The sequence below is a fragment of the Neobacillus niacini genome (assembly GCF_019749295.1).
GTDB classification, from domain to species: Bacteria; Bacillota; Bacilli; order Bacillales; family Cytobacillaceae; genus Neobacillus; species Neobacillus niacini_D.
In genome coordinates, this window is record NZ_JACWFG010000003.1 from 92,527 (window position 1) to 111,428 (window position 18,902).

Annotated in this window: 21 protein-coding genes; 1 reads left to right on the forward strand and 20 read right to left on the reverse strand. The window is 38.0% G+C overall.

The window, feature by feature from the left end; all coding sequences use genetic code 11:
* Positions 1 to 30 precede the first annotated feature (30 nt).
* The 11 genes from dinG to H0184_RS06240 all read right to left on the reverse strand — a co-directional run bounded on the left by dinG (position 31) and on the right by H0184_RS06240 (position 10,896).
* The gene (gene dinG / locus H0184_RS06190) at positions 31 to 2,838 is read right to left on the reverse strand and encodes an ATP-dependent DNA helicase DinG (protein WP_221822632.1); all 2,808 of its coding nucleotides are present in this window, start codon (positions 2,836 to 2,838) and stop codon (positions 31 to 33) included.
* Positions 2,839 to 2,966: 128 nt separating this feature from the next.
* Positions 2,967 to 3,350, reverse strand: coding sequence for an aspartate 1-decarboxylase (gene panD / locus H0184_RS06195; RefSeq protein ID WP_221822634.1), 384 nt, complete (start codon positions 3,348 to 3,350; stop codon positions 2,967 to 2,969).
* Positions 3,350 to 4,219: a pantoate--beta-alanine ligase gene (gene panC / locus H0184_RS06200; protein WP_221822637.1), complete on the reverse strand. Its 870-nt coding sequence runs from the start codon at positions 4,217 to 4,219 to the stop codon at positions 3,350 to 3,352. The genes panD and panC overlap by 1 nt, the downstream gene beginning before the upstream one ends.
* A complete protein-coding gene (gene panB, locus H0184_RS06205; protein ID WP_221822639.1) occupies positions 4,216 to 5,052 on the reverse strand; it encodes a 3-methyl-2-oxobutanoate hydroxymethyltransferase in 837 nt (278 codons plus the stop codon). Before panB ends, panC begins: the two co-directional genes overlap by 4 nt.
* A gap of 257 nt (positions 5,053 to 5,309) precedes the next feature.
* Positions 5,310 to 6,287: a biotin--[acetyl-CoA-carboxylase] ligase gene (locus H0184_RS06210; RefSeq protein ID WP_221822641.1), complete on the reverse strand. Its 978-nt coding sequence runs from the start codon at positions 6,285 to 6,287 to the stop codon at positions 5,310 to 5,312.
* Positions 6,272 to 7,471 carry a CCA tRNA nucleotidyltransferase gene (locus H0184_RS06215; protein WP_221822642.1) on the reverse strand — a complete coding sequence of 400 codons (1,200 nt, stop codon included), beginning with the start codon at positions 7,469 to 7,471 and terminating at the stop codon, positions 6,272 to 6,274. Before H0184_RS06215 ends, H0184_RS06210 begins: the two co-directional genes overlap by 16 nt.
* 11 nt (positions 7,472 to 7,482) lie before the next feature.
* Positions 7,483 to 8,610 carry an N-acetyl-alpha-D-glucosaminyl L-malate synthase BshA gene (bshA, locus tag H0184_RS06220; RefSeq protein ID WP_221822643.1) on the reverse strand — a complete coding sequence of 376 codons (1,128 nt, stop codon included), beginning with the start codon at positions 8,608 to 8,610 and terminating at the stop codon, positions 7,483 to 7,485.
* A 2-nt stretch (positions 8,611 to 8,612) separates the two neighbouring features.
* Positions 8,613 to 9,323 (reverse strand): bacillithiol biosynthesis deacetylase BshB1, encoded by a 711-nt coding sequence (gene bshB1 / locus H0184_RS06225; RefSeq protein WP_221822644.1) that lies wholly within the window; start codon positions 9,321 to 9,323, stop codon positions 8,613 to 8,615.
* Positions 9,313 to 9,732, reverse strand: coding sequence for a methylglyoxal synthase (gene mgsA, locus H0184_RS06230; protein WP_221822645.1), 420 nt, complete (start codon positions 9,730 to 9,732; stop codon positions 9,313 to 9,315). Before mgsA ends, bshB1 begins: the two co-directional genes overlap by 11 nt.
* An 11-nt stretch (positions 9,733 to 9,743) precedes the next feature.
* Positions 9,744 to 10,547, reverse strand: coding sequence for a 4-hydroxy-tetrahydrodipicolinate reductase (dapB, locus tag H0184_RS06235; RefSeq protein WP_221822646.1), 804 nt, complete (start codon positions 10,545 to 10,547; stop codon positions 9,744 to 9,746).
* A gap of 4 nt (positions 10,548 to 10,551) precedes the next feature.
* Positions 10,552 to 10,896, reverse strand: coding sequence for a nucleotide pyrophosphohydrolase (locus H0184_RS06240; protein WP_221822647.1), 345 nt, complete (start codon positions 10,894 to 10,896; stop codon positions 10,552 to 10,554).
* Positions 10,897 to 11,079: 183 nt separating this feature from the next.
* Between H0184_RS06240 and H0184_RS06245 the strand changes: the two genes are divergently transcribed.
* A complete protein-coding gene (locus tag H0184_RS06245; RefSeq protein ID WP_221822649.1) occupies positions 11,080 to 11,952 on the forward strand; it encodes a YitT family protein in 873 nt (290 codons plus the stop codon).
* Between the two features lie 60 nt (positions 11,953 to 12,012).
* Here the strand turns inward: H0184_RS06245 and H0184_RS06250 are convergent, their stop codons facing one another.
* From H0184_RS06250 to H0184_RS06290, 9 genes are all read right to left on the reverse strand, one after another.
* Positions 12,013 to 12,693, reverse strand: coding sequence for a zinc metallopeptidase (locus H0184_RS06250; protein WP_221822651.1), 681 nt, complete (start codon positions 12,691 to 12,693; stop codon positions 12,013 to 12,015).
* A gap of 59 nt (positions 12,694 to 12,752) precedes the next feature.
* Positions 12,753 to 13,547 (reverse strand): sporulation protein YpjB, encoded by a 795-nt coding sequence (gene ypjB / locus H0184_RS06255; RefSeq protein WP_260631467.1) that lies wholly within the window; start codon positions 13,545 to 13,547, stop codon positions 12,753 to 12,755.
* A gap of 79 nt (positions 13,548 to 13,626) precedes the next feature.
* Positions 13,627 to 14,220 carry a lipoprotein heptaprenylglyceryl N-acetyltransferase LhaT gene (gene lhaT, locus H0184_RS06260; protein ID WP_221822652.1) on the reverse strand — a complete coding sequence of 198 codons (594 nt, stop codon included), beginning with the start codon at positions 14,218 to 14,220 and terminating at the stop codon, positions 13,627 to 13,629.
* 65 nt (positions 14,221 to 14,285) lie between these two features.
* Entirely contained in the window at positions 14,286 to 15,062 is a 777-nt protein-coding gene (locus H0184_RS06265) for a menaquinol-cytochrome c reductase cytochrome b/c subunit (protein WP_221822654.1), read from the reverse strand.
* A 65-nt stretch (positions 15,063 to 15,127) separates the two neighbouring features.
* Entirely contained in the window at positions 15,128 to 15,802 is a 675-nt protein-coding gene (qcrB, locus tag H0184_RS06270) for a menaquinol-cytochrome c reductase cytochrome b subunit (RefSeq protein ID WP_179156925.1), read from the reverse strand.
* 3 nt (positions 15,803 to 15,805) lie between these two features.
* On the reverse strand, positions 15,806 to 16,321 hold the full coding sequence (locus H0184_RS06275; protein WP_221823103.1) for a QcrA and Rieske domain-containing protein: 516 nt from the start codon (positions 16,319 to 16,321) through the stop codon (positions 15,806 to 15,808).
* A gap of 136 nt (positions 16,322 to 16,457) precedes the next feature.
* Positions 16,458 to 16,922 (reverse strand): YpiF family protein, encoded by a 465-nt coding sequence (locus H0184_RS06280; protein WP_221822656.1) that lies wholly within the window; start codon positions 16,920 to 16,922, stop codon positions 16,458 to 16,460.
* Between the two features lie 109 nt (positions 16,923 to 17,031).
* Positions 17,032 to 17,598: a ReoY family proteolytic degradation factor gene (locus H0184_RS06285; protein WP_221822658.1), complete on the reverse strand. Its 567-nt coding sequence runs from the start codon at positions 17,596 to 17,598 to the stop codon at positions 17,032 to 17,034.
* 35 nt (positions 17,599 to 17,633) lie between these two features.
* The gene (locus H0184_RS06290) at positions 17,634 to 18,899 is read right to left on the reverse strand and encodes a tetratricopeptide repeat protein (RefSeq protein WP_221822660.1); all 1,266 of its coding nucleotides are present in this window, start codon (positions 18,897 to 18,899) and stop codon (positions 17,634 to 17,636) included.
* Between the last annotated feature and the right edge of the window lie 3 nt (positions 18,900 to 18,902).

Consider the following 18,902-nt stretch of genomic DNA (forward strand, 5'->3'; position numbering starts at 1 on the left):
TATTAGGATGTGTAATTTTTCCAAATTTCATTATAGCCATTTGTAAATAATTTCAACTAACTCATCAATTTTTCCCTTTTTCATAGGGATTGTTGGTATTGACTTTAAAAAATCTTTTCCATATTTAGTGGTAATGATTCTTTTATCAAAAACCATCAGTATCCCCCGGTCTTTTTCTGTCCGTATAAGACGTCCAAAGCCCTGTTTAAATCTTAGAATTGCTTCAGGTAATGAATATTCCGTAAAAGCATTTCCGCCCTGTTGTTTGATTAATTGGCACTTAGCTTCTGTCAGCGGTTCGTCTGGGGGACTAAAGGGCAGCCTTACAATCACCAGACAGGATAGATCCTCTCCAGGGATATCTACACCCTCCCAAAAGCTGCTAGTCCCTAGTAGAATAGCTTTTTCATAACGTTGAAAGTTCCTCGTTAACCTTGAGCGGCTGCCGCTGGTAATTCCTTGAGCAATCATCGCAAAATCATCTAGAAATCCACTTTCTTTTATAAGTTCGTATGTTTTCTTTAACATATCGTGAGCTGTAAAAAGAATTAACATTCTGCCCTTTGTTGCCTCAGCAATCGTGATAATATGCTCTGTAATACTAATGACGTAATCCTCTAGACTCGTTGAATTTACTTCTGGTAAATCCTCAGGTATTAAAAGCTTTACTTGATTTTTATAATCAAAAGGTGAAGGGATACTCATTGTCAAAGTAGAGTCTTTGACAAGCCCAATCTCTTTTATCAAATAGTCAAACGAGTTATTAACTGTCAGGGTAGCTGAAGTTAAGACAACCCCTTTTTTAATGCTAAAAAATCTTTCTCGTAACGAAGCCGCAACAAATGCAGGCTGTGCATAGAAAGTCGTTACATTCTGTTGTGATCGAAAGTCAATTTCAATCCATTTAACATCATTAGATTTTTTAATAAAGCAGTCTTGAACAGTGCTTCTAAGTTCTTCTATTTCGTTCCTGAAGGAAATAATTTCCTCCATCTTGCCTTTTTGCTTAGTACTTAGAGATTCCTTCATGTTCTTGATTAACTCTAATCGTTCAGTAATCGCACTCTGTAAGTCTTTTAGAAGAAAGGCAAACCTCTCGGCACTATGTACAAGAGCATGTCTCTCCTTACCTCCACTGTCATGCGAAAATCGTACTTTCGCCCGATACTGGCCTCTTCTTTCCGCTGAATGTGATTTTGCATATAGTGCAATTAGTTTAAAAAATTCATCCATTTCATAGGAAAGGTCTGCTGCTATTTGATTAATTTTTACTGTTGCAGTTAAATCTTCTCTGTTTACTTTTAGGTCATCAAGTATGTTTTCAAACTCATGAAATAAAAGCCGCTGCTCAAATTGACCAAATTGACTTAACAGCAAACGAGTGGTGAGGTAATCTAATGTCACTCCAAAATATTGACCAGCAACCTTTTCAAAATGATGTGCTTCATCGATTATGGCATAATCAAAGTCTGGCAAGAAAGTCTTTTCAGCTGATAGGTTACTTAAAAGCAATGAATGATTCGTAATAATGATGTCTGCATTCTGAGCCTCGTTCTTAGCACGTAAATAAAAATCCTTCTCTTGCCAAAATTTATTCATCGCAAAGATTGATTGGTCATTCTTGATTTTATTCCAAAAAATATTTCCGCCGCTAGAGAGGTTCAGTTCATCACGATCTCCTGTATTTGTTTCCGTTAACCATACGAGGATTTGCATTTTCGTTAAGGTGGTATCGTAATTATCATTTTCTTCTAGCAGCGACAAGGCGAATTTCTCTAAACTAATATAATGGTTCCTGCCTTTTAATAAAACAGACTTTACTTCGAAAGGAAGTATTTTTGTTAATAAAGGCATTTCATTCTGTATCAGCTGTTCCTGCAGCTGAATAGTATGCGTACTCACCACAACAGGAAGTTTTTTCTGCCTTGCAAAATATGCAATGGGCAGGAGATATCCAATAGATTTCCCTACACCCGTACCAGCCTCAATAAGTGTATGATTTTCATACTCAAAGGCTCGATACACCCCATCCATCATTTGAAATTGTCCAGTTCTATTTTCATAGGCTGCAAAACCTTTTTTAACCATCTTCATTTTTTCTTCCTCATTGGCAGGATACTGGTACTCATCCTGGGAAGAACAACTTGTAGAATCAATATGATTGGGTACTTTTTTCAATGCAAGGGTTTGGCATATTTCAAGGTCTTGATGCCAATTTTCATTATTTTTGTCTATATCTAAAATAATTTCATCAATTAAGAGTTGTAAATCACTCTTTAATCCTCCTGAAAGCTGGGAAAGCTGACGGAGTGTCATTTGCGGCAATTGATATAGTCTATTTACAAGAATGAGAAACAACTCTGCGGTTACTTGTGCATCGCTATCTGCTTGATGCGGCCGATCATGCTGTAAATCTTCTCTAACTGCTAAATCAGACAGCTTATAACCATCAGCAGTAGGAAAGATAATTCTCGACATCTCTACTGTGTCTAAAACGGATCCGTAAAAGCCCTCAAAACCTGCTTGAATTAGTTCTTCCTGTAAAAATGACAAATCAAATAAGACATTATGGGCAACAAAATAAGCACCCTCTAATAAAGAGTTTACCTTTGGTGCTATTTCAGCAAATAATGGAGCTTCCTTTACCATCTCGTCCTCTAAGCCTGTCAATTCTTCAATGAATGCAGGAATTGACCTTTGGGGATTGACTAACGAGGAAAAGCTTCCCGTGATTTTACCGTTTTCAATAACCACAGCGGCAAATTGGATTATTTTATCCCCCTTTTTGGGGTTATTTCCTGTAGTTTCTAAATCTACTACAACAAATTTATCTAACATTCAACATAACACCTCAAACCTTCAATAAAACCGTATCACAAAAATAGGAAAAGAAAAAGAAAACCTTACTCACTATAGTATATTAAATTATTTGCAAAAAAGGAAAAATCCCCGATATCGGGGATTCATTACATAATGGTTAAAGCTGGTTCTGCATATATAAGTTCTTTTATACTGTTATGTTCATCCATAATCGCCACTTTAGGCTGATGACTTGGGACTTTTTCTTCTGACACTAAACAATAAGAAATGATAATAACAATATCACCTTTTTGTACAAGTCGGGCGGCAGCACCATTTAAGCAAATCACACCGCTCCCTCTTTCTCCAGGAATGATATAGGTTTCAAGTCTAGCACCATTATTATTATTAACAATTTGAACCTTCTCATTAGCTGTCATACCTACGGCATCCAGCAAATCTTCATCTATTGTAATACTTCCTACATAATTTAGATTTGCTTCCGTTACAGTAGCACGGTGTATTTTTCCATTCATCATGTGCCGAAACATTATTTTGCTCCTCCAATTTCCTGGCTAACCTCTAGAATGATATTATCTATTAACCTTACCTTTGAAAATTTAACCGCTGCAGCGATAATACAGGTACCATCTAACTTCGCCAAATCCTTTAACTGTGGGTATGAATACACCTCAACATAATCGATTTGTCCCTTAAATCCTGAGGTAATCATGGCAGATACTAAGCTTTTTATTACCTGGGGGTCTCGTTCGCCTCCCTCTATCGCCGCTTTGGCTGCTATTAAGCTCTTATATATAACCGCTGCCTGCCTTCTCTCCTCTGGCAAAAGATTAACATTACGGGAGCTTTTGGCAAGACCATCTTCTTCTCGGACGATGTCTACAGCTATTAATTCAATTGGAAAATTAAAATCAGTTATCAAACCCTCCACTACAGCTACTTGTTGGGCGTCCTTGATCCCAAAGTATGCTTTTGTTGGCAGGACAATATTAAAAAGCTTTGTTAAAACAGTAGCAACACCGTCAAAATGACCTGGCCTTGATTTCCCGCACAAAACATCTGTTCTTTCCTGCACCACTACTCTGACTGAAGATGAATGGTGATACATTTCCTCAACTGATGGATAAAAAAGAAAGTCTACTCCTTCACATTCAGCTAAGGATTTGTCTCGATTAAAATCTCTTGGATAAGTTGAGAAGTCTTCTGCAGGACCAAATTGAAGAGGATTTACGAATATACTTAAAACCACAATATCATTTTCTAGTCTTGCTTTTTTTAATAGAGTTAAGTGCCCTTCATGTAAAAATCCCATAGTGGGTACAAATCCAACTGATTTCGATAGTGATTTCTGTGTCTTGATTTCATTTTGCATTTCATGAATTGTGGTGATAACTCTCATTTTATTCCTCCGTAAAGTCCGCTAAGCTCTCGTTCTTTCATCGTATAAGAATGTTTATCTTCAGGAAATTGTTCCGCTTTTACTTCCTTTACATATGATTGGATGGATTCAATAATAAATGGATTTAATGAGTAATATTGTTTAACGAATTTAGGCACCCGCTCTACCCCATAACCTAAAATGTCGTGATAGACGAGTACTTGCCCATCCACATCAACACCTGCTCCGATACCGATTACAGGAATGGATACGTTCTTAGATACCTCATCCGCAAGCTGCTTAGGTACACATTCAAGTACGATAGCAAATGCTCCAGCTTCTTCACATTTTTTTGCATCTTCAAGCAATTTCATTGCAGCTTCTGCATCTTTTCCTTGTACCTTATAACCACCTAATACACCAACAGATTGCGGAGTTAACCCTAGATGACCACAAACAGGAATACCTGCCTTTGTAAGTGCTGAAATCTTTTCAATTACTTCCTCTGCACCTTCCAGTTTAACTGCATGTGCACCCGTTTCCTGAATCAATCTGCCCGCGTTTATGAGCGTATCTTTTATGGATAAATGATACGTTAAGAACGGCATATCAACAACGATAAATGTATTCTTAGCTCCTCGCTTCACTGCTTTCGCGTGATGCAACATATCTTCCATTGTTACTGGTACAGTTGAATCGTATCCAAGTACAACCATACCCAGAGAGTCTCCTACTAAAATCATGTCGACTTCAGCCTGTTCAGCTAACTTTGCTGAGGGGTAATCATATGCAGTAAGCATTACGATTTTTTCATTACTTTCTTTCATTTTTAAGAAATCTGTACTTTGCTTCATCAACATTCCCTCCTTGTTTGTAGGAAGAGGGGATTAAAAAAGAGCATAATAAAAGATCCATCTGAAGGCAGAGGATCTTGGAACTCTTAAGCATTTCTATCCCTCTGTCCCGGTCCGTTATTCGGATCTAGGCAGAAACCTTTTAAATTATGAAAATAGTTTCAGGTGCAGCTCGAAAGCGATACCGCCCATTATTTGAATTATAAAAAAAATTCGTGTATTCCGCAAGCATTCTTTTTCAACAGTTATTGCAATCTTTATAATTCAATATCTGCGGAATAAACGTGGTGTGTCTTACCTAGTTCATCTTCAACGATTAAGACGCCATCATCGGTTATACCCTGAGCCTTTCCTACAATTGTATGAGTGAGTGTTCGCGCGGTTATCTTCCTGCCAATACTTATAGCATAACTCTCCCACAATAGCTTGATCGGAAAGAATCCCTCTTCTAGATATAGCAAGTACAATTTTTCAAGATTCATAAAAATGCTTTTAATTAAGTCAGCTCGGGAAACCTTTCCGCCTTTTTCAAGTAAGAGCGAGGTAGCTATTTCCTGAAGCTCGACTGGAAAGTCTTCTTTCGTTTGATTAACATTCATACCGATACCAATAATTACTGAATTAATTCGATCTGCCTCGGCTACTAGTTCTGTTAGTATTCCCGTTACTTTTTTACCGTTAATAAGGATGTCATTAGGCCATTTTATTTCCGGTTGAACCCCTGTAATGTCCTCAATTCCCTGAACAATTGCTGCCGCCGTTAATAACGTTAATTGAGGAGCCTTTGGCAGAGGGATGTTCGGTCTTAGGATAATGCTCATCCAAATGCCTGTATACTTAGGTGAATGCCATTTGCGGTCCATTCTTCCACGGCCGGATAGTTGTTCCTCCGCAATAATAACCGTCCCTTCAGGAGCATCTTCATGGGCTAATCGGTGTGCAATTTTTTGTGTAGATTCTACACTTTCTTCATAGTGAACGTTTTTGCCTATAAATATTGTTTTTAGTCCCAGTCTTAATTCATCGGCAGTTATTTTTTCAGGTGTTTTCACAATTCTATAGCCTTTACGGCGTACAGCTTCTAATTCAAAACCCTCTTTTCGGAGCTCTTCTATATGCTTCCACACGGCTGTCCTGGAGCAGCCAAGTAATTCTGCTATACGCTGTCCTGACAAGTAAGATCCGCCTGCATTTGTAAAGGCATCAAGCAGGTCTTTCCTTAGTTGTGTTTGCATTTCATCAGCCACTCCTTAATAATCCTTTTATTATTATCTACTCTGCCTTCTAAAATGGCTTGCTCAACCTTAAACAATAGCTCCTTCACCCATGGACCACCGCTTTTGTTAAACCAGTCCATTAAGTCAGTTCCTGTTAGGTCCATCTCAGATCGCTCTTTTATTGGAAGTCCATCATACATTTCTACATATTCCTTAATACTTTCATTTCCCTCTATGCCATTTATCACAAGATAGAGGCGCTCCGAGGAAATAAAAATATCCTTTGTTGCTGCATACAAATCGTAGTGAGACCAACTAGTTTCCAATCTCTTGTTTAGGTAATATAAAATGAGCTGAATCTCTCTAATCTCTTTTAATGGGATTCGCCAATCCCTAAGGAATCCCTCAATCTTCGTTTTCTCGATTTTCAGACAAAATAGGAGCAATGCCCATAGTTCACGTTTGTTTAATTTGTCAAGCTTGTACTCTAACAATAACTTTAGGCTTTCCCCATGTTTTGCTAAACCTGGCAGATAGATGTATATATTGGTTTGGAGGATTAGTTGTATGGCTTGCTTTCGATTGGCACCACTTAGTAATTTTTCAAACTCCATTTGTTTTCGTTCCACTGCTATATTTTCAAGTAAGTATACTAGGTTTTTCAATGCATTCAGTGTTTCTTCTTCAATTGTAAAAGACAACTGACTTACAAAGCGGACAGCACGCATCATTCTTAGCGCATCTTCTTGAAATCTGTCTGCTGCCTTTCCGACAGTTTGAATGACTTGATTTCTTATTGAAAGTTGGCCTTGGAAAGGGTCAATTAGGTTTCCGTCCTTATTCATTGCAATCGCGTTCATAGTAAAATCTCTTCGCTGTAAGTCCTCCGTCAGGCTTCTAATAAATGTGACTTCCTTTGGTCTGCGAAAATCCTCGTATTCTGCTTCATTTCGAAATGTGGTAATTTCGTACGAATGATTTTGATATAAAACTAGAAGTGTTCCATGCTCAATTCCAATATCAATGGTCTTATCAAATATCTGCTTTACTTCCTCGGGAGTTGCAGAGGTTGCAATATCAACATCATTTATCTCCTTATGTAAAAGGTAGTCCCTTACAGAACCACCTACAAAATACGCTTCAAAACCAGCAGATTCTAACCTTTCTAATACGGGAACTGCTGCTAAAAAAGGTTGTTTCATCCTAATCACCCTTAGTTTAAGAGCTTATAATATAATTGCTCATATTGCCCGACAATTTGTTCGGCCCTAAATTTTGTATTAACTACAGAAACCCCATTATTCGCAAATTGTTCATGTATTTGTTGATTAGTTAAAAGAGAAATTGCTTTCGAAGAAATATCATCTATATCCCCTAATTCACAAATATATCCCGTTACTCCATGCTGAATGACCTCAGGCATTCCTCCAACATTTGTTCCAATACACGGAACACCACATGCCATAGCCTCAAGAGCCACCAGCCCAAAACTCTCCTTTTCTGATAGCAGGAGCTTCAAATCGCTTATTGAATATAATTCATCCAGATTTTCCTGTTTCCCAAGAAGATGGACCTTGTCTGTTAATCCTAGTTTCTTTACTAACCTGCACACAGGTGTCATTTCTGGACCATCACCTACCAACAATAGTTTTGCTGGCATTGCTTCAGCAATTCTTGCGAACGTTTCTACCACGTCCTGAACGCGTTTAACTGGTCTGAAATTTGAAACATGAATAACAACCTTTTCATTTTCCTTAATCCCGAATTCTTTCTTTAAATGGTCTGCATCCTTTTTTTGATAGATTCTCTCATCAATAAAGTTATAGACTGTTTCAATCTGTTTATCAGGCTGAATAAGCTCGTGTGTTTGCTCAATTAAGGAGCTTGAAACGGCCGTTACTACATCTGATTTCTCGATTCCAAATTTTATTGCGGCTGTGAGAGAAGGATCGTAACCTAAGACCGTTATGTCCGTTCCGTGTAAGGTTGTTACAATCTTCACATCCACCGTGGACATTTGTTTGGCCAAAATCGCACAAACAGCATGTGGAATGGCATAATGAACATGGAGAATATCTAAGTGTTCTCTATTCGCAACCTCAGCCATTTTACTGGCTAAAGCAATATCATAAGGTGGATATTGAAAAACAGAGTATTGATTTACCTCTACCTGATGATAAAAGATATTATGGTAAATTCTATTAAGTCTAAAGGGCATGCTAGACGAGATAAAGTGGATTTCATGTCCCTTCTCTGCAAGCATTTTTCCTAATTCTGTTGCTACTACTCCTGATCCGCCAACAGTGGGATAACAGGTTATTCCAATTTTTAATTTTTTCATTATTAATCTCCGATCAAGTCATGATTAAGCAGAATTGGCACCTTGGATTTAAACCCTTCTGCATAATCAACTCCAACTTGTTGTCCAAATAGTCTTTCTCTAGCCTCAACAGTTTCTATATAGCCATTTACTAACGGTGTGTTCACACTATTTTCTGTTTGCTCAAATTGGCTTTTATATGCTCTCAAAGCTTCAATTTTATCACCCATACTATCAGAGATGTCTATAGTGAAATCAGGCTTATGAAAGCCATTTATCATATAAAAATACACCTTTGAAACTTTATGCGGTGCTTGGGTTTCCTCTGTATGGTATTTCCTTATTCCCGCAGAAAAGACCGCCTCTTCTACAAGGCGGGCGCAATTGCCATGATCAGGATGACGGTCAAGAAAGTAGGGAGCAAAGACAATTTGCGGTTGATACTTTCTTATTACGAAAGCAATCTTCCTGATAAATTCCTCCTGCATCAGCAGGCCTCGATCTGGAAATGCAAGTGACAATCTTTCAGTCACTCCTAATATCTCAGCTGCTTTATTTGCTTCCTTTTTTCTTATCTCTATCGTCCCATTCGATGAAAGGTCCGCTTCCGTTAAATCACAAATCCCAATTCTTTTTCCTTGAGCTGTCAGTTTTGCGATACTGCCTCCCATGCCAATTTCTACATCATCGGCATGAGCACCAAACGCTAAAATATGTAAGGGTTTATTGTTCATCACTTTCACCGTTTTTATGAACAATATTTCTCCATTCTAAGAAGCCCTCATCTAAGCCTCTAATCAATAGTTCAGCTGTTCCCATGTTTGTAGCAAGTGGAATAGAATAAACGTCGCAGAGGCGAACGAGTGCTGTTACATCAGGTTCATGCGGCTGAGCTGTAAGTGGATCTCTAAAAAAGAAAATAGCATCCATTTTATTCTTGGCAATCATCGCACCGATTTCCTGATCCCCTCCAAGAGGACCGGATTGGAATCTTGTAACAGGTAAACCAGTTGCTTCTTGTACTCTAAGTCCTGTTGTACCTGTAGCAAAAAGGGTGTGCTTAGAAAAAATGGTTTGATATGCTGTTGCAAATTGAACAAGGTCATTTTTTTTATTATCATGTGCGATTAAGGCGATATTCATGAGTATTGCTCCTATTCTAGAATATTTTCCAGTCCATATACAAAATTATCTTGTTTCATTACTGTTTCTACTGCTATCTTTACACCAGACATAAAGGAAGCCCGATTATAAGAATCATGACGTATGGATAAGGTTTGGCCGTCTGAACCAAATAAAACCTGCTGATGCGCAACAAGTCCTGGTAATCTAACAGAATGAATATGCATTCCGTCGAGCTCTGCACCCCGAGCACCATTTATTGTTTCCTTCTCATTTGGATGTCCTTGGTGTTTATATTCTCTCACAGCTGTAATCATTTCCGCAGTTTTCACTGCCGTACCAGAAGGAGCGTCTAATTTTTGGTCATGATGTAATTCAATGATCTCCACATCACTAAAATATTTTGCAGCCATTTGTGAAAACTTCATCATTAAAACGGCACCAAGTGCAAAATTAGGAGCAATAATACACCCTAGTTTTTTGTCCCTGCATATTCCTTCCAGCTCATCTAAATCAGCTTTAGTAAACCCAGTGGTCCCTACCACAGGCCTCACGTTATACTGTAGGGCCGTTCTGGCATGATGCATCCCTACCTCTGGTGTAGTCAAATCAATTAACACATCAGACTCCACATTTTGCATGCATGTTTCAATATTCGTAAAAACAGGTACATTATTTATAGAGTGGAAACCCTCTAGGTCACTTAACATGTGACCTTCATATTTATAATCAATAACTGCAACTAATTTAAAGTGTTCTGTATTGGATACCATTTTGACGGCTTCACTTCCCATCCGTCCCCTTGGACCCGCAATAACAATTTTTACCGGATTCATGCTCTCACTCCCCATCCTTGTTCTCTATCCTTGTCCAGCGGTCTTTGTCCCTGGTATTAAATTTATTCATGACAAAGTCATGTGCTTCTTCCAAGTCAATATTTAATGAATTGGCCAAGCATATGATAACGAATAGAAGGTCTCCCAACTCCTCCTCGATAGCCTTTTCGGTTTCAGTGGATTTCTTTGGTTTCTCACCATAATAATGATTGACTTCTCTAGCAAGCTCACCCAATTCCTCTGTTAACCGTGCAACCATCGCTAGGGGGCTAAAATATCCTTCTTTAAATTGACTTATGTATGTATCTACTTCCTTTTGCAGGACTTTGACAGATTTCCCATTGACCAAACATATTCACCTCTTTTACTAATTACAAAAACACCTACTAAATACATTAGCCAAAATAAGTCATTTTTACAAATATTTTTGTATCTAGTATAAACCTTCTTGAGCAAAATTGCTCTTCTAACGTTAATTCGCTATAATAAAAGCCGCTGGATATTGGGGAATAGAGGAAGTGGAGGAAAGATTATGATTTTTGGTCTTAAAATGAAAAATATTTTATTTATCTTGATTGGGACAGCCATCATGGCTTTTGGACTTGTCAATTTTAATATGCAGAATAAACTTGCAGAAGGTGGTTTTACCGGTATAACCCTTCTTCTTTACTTCATGTTCAAATGGGATCCATCTTATACAAATTTAATTTTAAATATCCCTCTCTTTTTTATTGGCTGGAAATTGCTTGGCAGGAATGCCTTTATTTATACGCTTCTTGGGACGGTAGGTCTATCCGTTTTTTTATGGATATTCCAGCGATATTCCATTGATATGCCTCTAAAGGATGACTTAACGCTGGCAGCATTATTTGCAGGGGTCTTTCTAGGTATTGGATTGGGAATTATCTTTCGTTATGGCGGCACGACTGGCGGCGTCGATATCATCGCAAGACTTGTTCAGAAATACGCAGGCTGGAGTATGGGAAAAACCATGTTTATCTTCGATATATGTGTAATTGCTGCTTCTGTTCTTACCTATCTCAACTATAAACAGGCTATGTATACCCTGGTCGCTGTTTTTATCGGAGCAAGAGTGATAGATTTTATTCAAGAAGGTGCCTATACTGCAAGAGGGGCAATGATTGTCTCTGAACGAAATGAAGATATATCAAAAAAAATCATGGAAGAAATGGATCGAGGCGTTACCGTTCTAAAGGGGTATGGGTCTTTCACCAAAATAGAGAGAGAAGTTTTATATTGTGTGGTGGCTAAAAACGAGATTGTTCGGTTAAAAAATCTAATTACCTCCGTAGATCCACATGCTTTTGTTTCAGTCACGGTAGTCCATGATGTCCATGGAGAAGGCTTTACACTAGATGAAAATAAAAAACCAATCGAAATATAGAAAAGGCAATGTCCATTTTTGGACATTGCCTTTTCTATATAACGAGCTTGCAGCGCCCACTTATTCGCTGCTTCTATTTATTCCAGTGAAGATAAGAATTAGCCTTAATAACTCCAAAACAGCTACGGCTGCTGCTGCTACGTATGTTAATGCGGCTGCATTTAAAACTTTCCTAGCATTCCGTTCTTCTTCATTTCGGATTAGACCTAACGAAACCACTTGGTCCATTGCACGATTAGAGGCATTAAATTCAACTGGTAAAGTAATCACCTGAAAAAGAACTGCCGCTGCCATAAAAACAATTCCTAGTAACAACAGCCCGCTCATTTGAAAAAAGATTCCAATTAAAACAAGTACCCACGAGAAGTTTGAACCAATATTGGCAACTGGAACTAAAGCGTGGCGAAAACGTAAAAAAGCGTATCGTTGTGCATCCTGGATTGCATGTCCACATTCATGGGCAGCGATAGCAGCAGCAGCTATTGAATGACCATGAAAGTTGTCCGGAGACAGCCTTACTGTTTTTGTCCTAGGATCATAATGATCACTCAGAAATCCCCTTCCCTCTTCAACCCCAACATTAAAAAGACCGTTTGCGTTTAGAACTTCCCTAGCGACTTCTGCCCCTGTTCGATTGGTCGAGTTTGGTACACGAGAGTATTTAACAAAAGTACCCTTAACCCTAAATTGAGCCCAAAGAGGTACTAACATAATAATAAGAAAATAAACTAGGAACGCCATGTTGAACCTCCAGTTTTCTAACGATGACATTTATTCTTGGTGATAGTTCAGAGAATAGTTTAATCCTTATGAACTCTGGAACGATTCTTTTTACTTTCTTTTTCACCCTGATATTTTCTCCAGCCTACATAAGATAACGTTAAAATGATAATGCTGCCTGTTGAAATGATTACCCACCAGAGTGATGGATCCGCCTCATCCTCGTCCATATTTTCAAAGAGATTTTTCAAGTCCATTTCCAGACCTTCTAATTCCTGCTGGCTCTTTTGATTATGAACAACCTCTGAACGATATTCATCAATGAAATTGATTCGAGCATCTATTCTTTGAATATTTTCTGCAGAGACATCAATTTTCATACTTGGATAAATAACATTGTATAAGGACATAAACGTATTAAAATTAGAGTGGAAATGTGCAGAGTCACCTGTGATGGCCGCTTCTCTTGCATCCTGGAAAGCAGTCATAATTTGAGACTTCATTTCTGTCCATAGTGGTTGATGACTTGTAGCAATTGCATCAACCACTAAACGAAACTTTGTAAGTCTTTGGACTCTTTCCTCGTATTCCATATTTGAGCTGGCAGCTGCCTCCATTGCCTCATCATGGGATACAGTAATAATTCTCAATTCGTCCACCGTAAAAGGATGTTCTTTGCTGGAAATATCCGTGAATTGATTTGAAAAATAACTCAATAGCTTTTTGCCATCTTCATATCTCTGAAATTTAATCATTTGCAGTGCTTCATCAGAGATATTATCAAGCTTCTCTATCGGCGTGTGCGAATGAGCACTTACCGTCATGGGAGTGAGCATAATGACAATTAAGAATAGTAGTAACCATTTATACTTCAAACCTTGTCCCCCCTATCATTACTAATAAAATGTATGAAAGGGTGGACAAGGTTAGACCATCTTTTATCCTATCATTAAACTATTTTAACTCTAGTTTAAATCGATTCGGGCGTATTACAAAATAATAGCCAATACCTATTGAAAGAATCGATAACCAAAAGGTAAAATAACCAATTTGAGGTGTAACTTCATTTAGCATATGATATCGAGGAAGCATGAAAAAGACATAGTCAATCACGTCATTATGTAGTGTCCAAATTGCGGTGACTATTAGGTGCCACCATTTAAAACGATAAAAGGGAGAATATAGTATTGCTTGAACTGCCATTGCAAAATGAGAAAAAATTAACATCACGCCAATCCAATCCAGCTCTCCTTGAACGAAGAAAACTAGGAGATTCATTACGACAGCCCAGATTCCATACTTAAATAAAGTGACAATCGCAAGTGCTTCCATAAGCGGCCATTTCTTTTTTAAAAGGAAGGCAGCGATTACAAAAACAAAAAACAAACTAGCAGTTGGACTGTCAGGAACAAAAATAAGAAAAATAGCAGGTGTTTCTTTTAATTGCCAGCCATACCACACATACCCATAAATCGTTCCGGCAATATTGATTATCAACAATAATAGTAAAAATGATCTATTGGCTAATAGAGGATAAATCCATTTCACTTGTATTCCTCTTTTCATTTATTAATAATAAAAGCTGACGAGTTTTCGTCAGCTTTTACGATGTTTTATTCTTTCCCTAGGTTTGCAATGTATTCAGAAAGCTTTTTAAGCTGTTCGTCGTCACCTTTGAAAATCCCAGCAGGCATAGCTCCTTGACCTTCTTTTGCAATTTTTGCAATTTCTTCAGCAGATAAACCAGTATTCACTAAAGTTGGTGCAGCTGCCCCACCTTGGAAGGCATCACCGTGACAAGATAAACAAGTATTATCTGAAGCAATTTTGTATTCTTCTGCTGTCTTATCAATGTCAGCGGTTGCTACGATTTTACCATATTCTTTTGCTGCTTCCCAATCATGGGTAGAAGCAGACTGCCATGTTAAAAATGTAATCGCTGCTAAAGCTAAAAGCATAAAGCCAGTTGCAAAAGGGCGCTTACTTGGGCGTCGTTCTGGTCCACGGTCTAAAAATGGAGCTAATAATAGTGCCCCAAATGCTAGTCCAGGGATAACCATAGCACCAACAACTGTATATGGTCCAGCCGCAAATTCATACTTCAGTAATTGATATAAGAACAAGAAATACCAGTCAGGCATTGGAACATATCCTGTATCTGACGGATCTGCAATCCTTTCAAGTGGACTAGGATGTGCAACTGTTAAACATAAAATACCGACTAGAAATACAGCACCTACCAACCATTCTTTCAAAAGGAAGTTAGGCCAAAATGCCTCTGTTTTACCAGGGTATTCTGAGTAATCCTTTGGAATATTCTTTTTCGTACGGGCCTCAGGTGCCAATACACGTGAGTCACCAACGAACTTCATTCCTTTACCGCGATGCATCGAACAATCCCCCTCCTTTATTCGTAAATTAAGATTATAAGTAGTTCGGAATCAGATGTAGAGTATTATAGTGGTCCAGAAATACCCTGTTTACGAATCATCATGAAGTGAGCTGCCATTAAGCCAAATAAAGCAGCAGGTAAGAAGAACACGTGAATCGCAAAGAAACGAGTTAAGGTTTGAGCACCAACAATCGTCTCATGACCCGACAGTAACGTTTTCAGGTGAACACCAATAAACGGCACTGCTTCAATAATTTGAAGTGTAACCTTTGTAGCAAACAACGCTTTCATATCCCAAGGTAATAGATAACCTGTTAAACCTAAAGCCAGCATGATGAAGAAAATAAGTACTCCAACAATCCAGTTAAGTTCACGAGGCTTTTTGTATGCGCCTTGGAAGAAAACGCGTAATGTATGTAAGAACATCATTACAATAACTAAACTAGCACCCCAGTGGTGCATTCCGCGTACGATTTGACCGAAAGCCACTTGGTTTTGTAAGTAGAATACGGATTCCCACGCGTTTTTGATATCTGGTACATAGTACATGGTTAAGAACATACCAGAAAGTATTTGAATAACAGTAACAAAGAACGTCATACCGCCAAAGCAGTAAACAAACGCAGAAAAGTGATGCGCTGGATTGACATGCTCAGGAACCTCATGATCTGCGATATCCCGCCACAAAGGCGTAATATCTAAACGTTCATCTACCCAATCGTAAATTTTGTTTAACAATGATTACGCCTCCTTTGTCTTAGGCTCAGCTTTACCTAAATAAAGTAAACCGTCTTTTTCTTGAATTGGATATACATCCAGCGGTGCAATTGGTGGAGTTCCCTTAACGTTTGTGCCATCCTTTGTATACCGTCCAAAGTGACATGGACAGAAGAATTCATCTGGATGTGCTTTATCTGTACCCCAAGCAACTGTACAGCCTAAATGTTTACAGACTGGAGATAGGGCAACTATGTTATCCTGTTCATCCTTATAAACCCAGGCAGTATTTGTAACGTCTGAAGTATACCAAGCATCCTTTTGCTCAAACGTGAAATCAACTCGTTGCGGCTCATTGGTGATATCTTTAATTTTCAATGGAGTTGCAATAAAATCTCCACCTGCTTCTGCCGTTAATACTGGATCAATTGCAAACCGAACCATTGGCATTAACATTCCAGCTGCCATAAATCCCCCTACCCCTGTAAGTGTGTAGGTTAAAAATTGTCTTCTTGATACGCGATGCTTACTCATGCTTATCCCCCCTCTATTCACAAGTTAAGTCCATCGGACATAAATTAAACACATATAAAACTAGGACATAACAATGATATATCAAAGTTTTTCCTAGGTCAATATCATACTATTTTAAAAACATATTAATACGCAAAGAATTTTATAAATTTTCGTGCCATTTTTGCGTGAATAGACTTAAGAGCTGTTTAACTTGGCTTTCTACCATAGATATCTTTTGTGAATCATTCAAATGCTCCAGCGGCAGCGACGGCAGCCATATTAATGAACCGGTAAGCTCCTTCTCAAAGTTTTTCCAATCAATTTCAGTCGTTATGTAAAAAATATGTTTAAACTCACTTGTTTCAATATTTTCTTCCCATTTCTTCAACTGCTGAAGAATGTCTTCTTGATTATCACTTTTTAAGTATGTAAAAGGCGGGACCAACAACAATCGCCCAGTAAATTGTCTTTCAAGGTATGTAGTAAGTAATGTAATAAATTCTGCATTCGAGGCAGATTGCTTCATTTCATTCCCAAATGAAACCGAATATATGGGAATGACTGCTGTATCTACGTATTCCTTTGCGGTTGAATATGTTTCTATATCCTTTGAAACCCACTTCATGTTATGACACCTGTCCTTTTCTCATCATTACTCCTATCATATCATTTTATTAGATTACAGCAAAAGAAAATGAGGGAAAAGATAGTTTTCATACAAAATGGAAGCTTGCTTATCGCAGGCTTCCATTTTGCTCTGTTTCTTTTAATTGATTTAGCTTCTCTGTTAAGGCACGGAAAGCTGTTTTATCCTGCTTATCAAGTGCTTCATCAATTAATTGAAGCAGCTTTTCCCGTTGAAACCGTTCAATGCTGTTTTGTAAAAATTGTTCTGCTACAATACCGTCTTTTTCATTTACTTGAAGGTGTTTTGGAACAAATGGGTTTTCCTCTAATACGGCTGCATATTGATGCGCTTGATTAGAAGCATGAAAGTTTAATTGAATAAAAATATCTTCGTCACGATTTAACCGAATATCATGAAAGGATTTTTCAGCATCAGTTGTCATAACATTTTCTTTATAAAAGCGAAATGGTACTTTATCAACGCAGTGAGTTGACATAATTAAACCACGCGGACAATACTGTGCTTGCTCTACAAAGTGAACCTTCTCCATTAATTGGTCGTGACTCATTAAATAATTAAGAATCCAAACACACTCTCTTCTTTTTAATTGATAATGATTTAAAAACCAACGAATAAAGTCCTTTTTCTCGTTGACAGAAACAGGGGTTGCCATATATAGTTTCCCTCCTCTGTATATTCAGCTTTTTATTAATTCTCTCTACTTAATAGACGGTCAAGCAAATCAGCATATTCTCCATTTGTTGGATCACCTTTTTGTAACTGTTTAAAAATTTCGGCAGCAAGGTCGTTTTTTCCTTCTTCAATTAGAAAATATCCATAATCGTTCAAAAATGCTTCATTATTCTTAAAAAAAGTATATGCACTTTCATATTTGTCTAATGCATAGGAATATTCCTCTAACTTCTCATATGCAAGAGCTGAGTCCCAAAGAAGCTGCGGCTCTTCATCATCAACAAAGTCCAGCTGTGAGATTAAATCAATGACGTCTTCATACCTTTCTTGCTGAAAAAAGAGCTTATTTAGTGTAAGCGCAGCTTCTGTAAAGCCTGGGTCTAAAGCAAGTGCCTCGCGGAAATACTGTTCGGCCAGTTCCGGCTTTGCGAGCTTAATGGCAATTTTACCACCGAAGAAAAATAAATCTTTATTAAATTCATCCTGCTTAATTCCTTCTTGTATGGCGGATAGACTTTTTTCAAGTTCCTCTTCCCGTTCATATGCCTTCGCTAAATGCAGATACAGGGAATGGTATTCTGGGTCCAGCTCTTTTAGTTCCTCAAACCTTTCAATTGAAGTCCGATTATATCCTGCTTGAAGTGCTGTAAAGGCGTAACCAAATAGTGTATTAATTTCTAATTTCTCATCAATAGCTTTGTCATAATAAAATAAAGCTTCTTCAAATTCTCCTGAGGCACTTAGGAGCTCTGCCATTCGTTGATAAACACTTACCCCTGCAATCTCATGATACTCCTTCAAAACTGCTTCATATGACTTCAGTGCCTTCGTTACTTCACCTTGCTCGCTGTAGAGTTCACCAAGGGCAAAGTCGATAACAACCTCATCCGGCAAGATATCCTTTGCTTTAAGCAGTTTCCTTTCACATACCTCGAATAAACCTTGAACTTGATAAAGATCCGCTAACAGCAACAGAGATTGTCCAAAGCTGGGGTCATGTTCAGATATTTTTTCTAATTCTAGAATTGCTTGCTCCTCATCACCGGACTCCACTAATATTTCACCTAGCAGGACAAGGAGTTCACCCTCTTCAGGATAGATAGTGAGCAGATTTTCAACTAGTGCCTTTGATTCAGATAAAAATCCAAACTGCAGCAATTCTTCTGCAAGGAGGAACTTTTCATCCGGCTTACCTTTGGTTAATACAACATTATATTCATTTATCGCTTCAATATGTTGACCGTTTTCCAACATTGTTATAATTTTATTTACTCTGTCCATGAT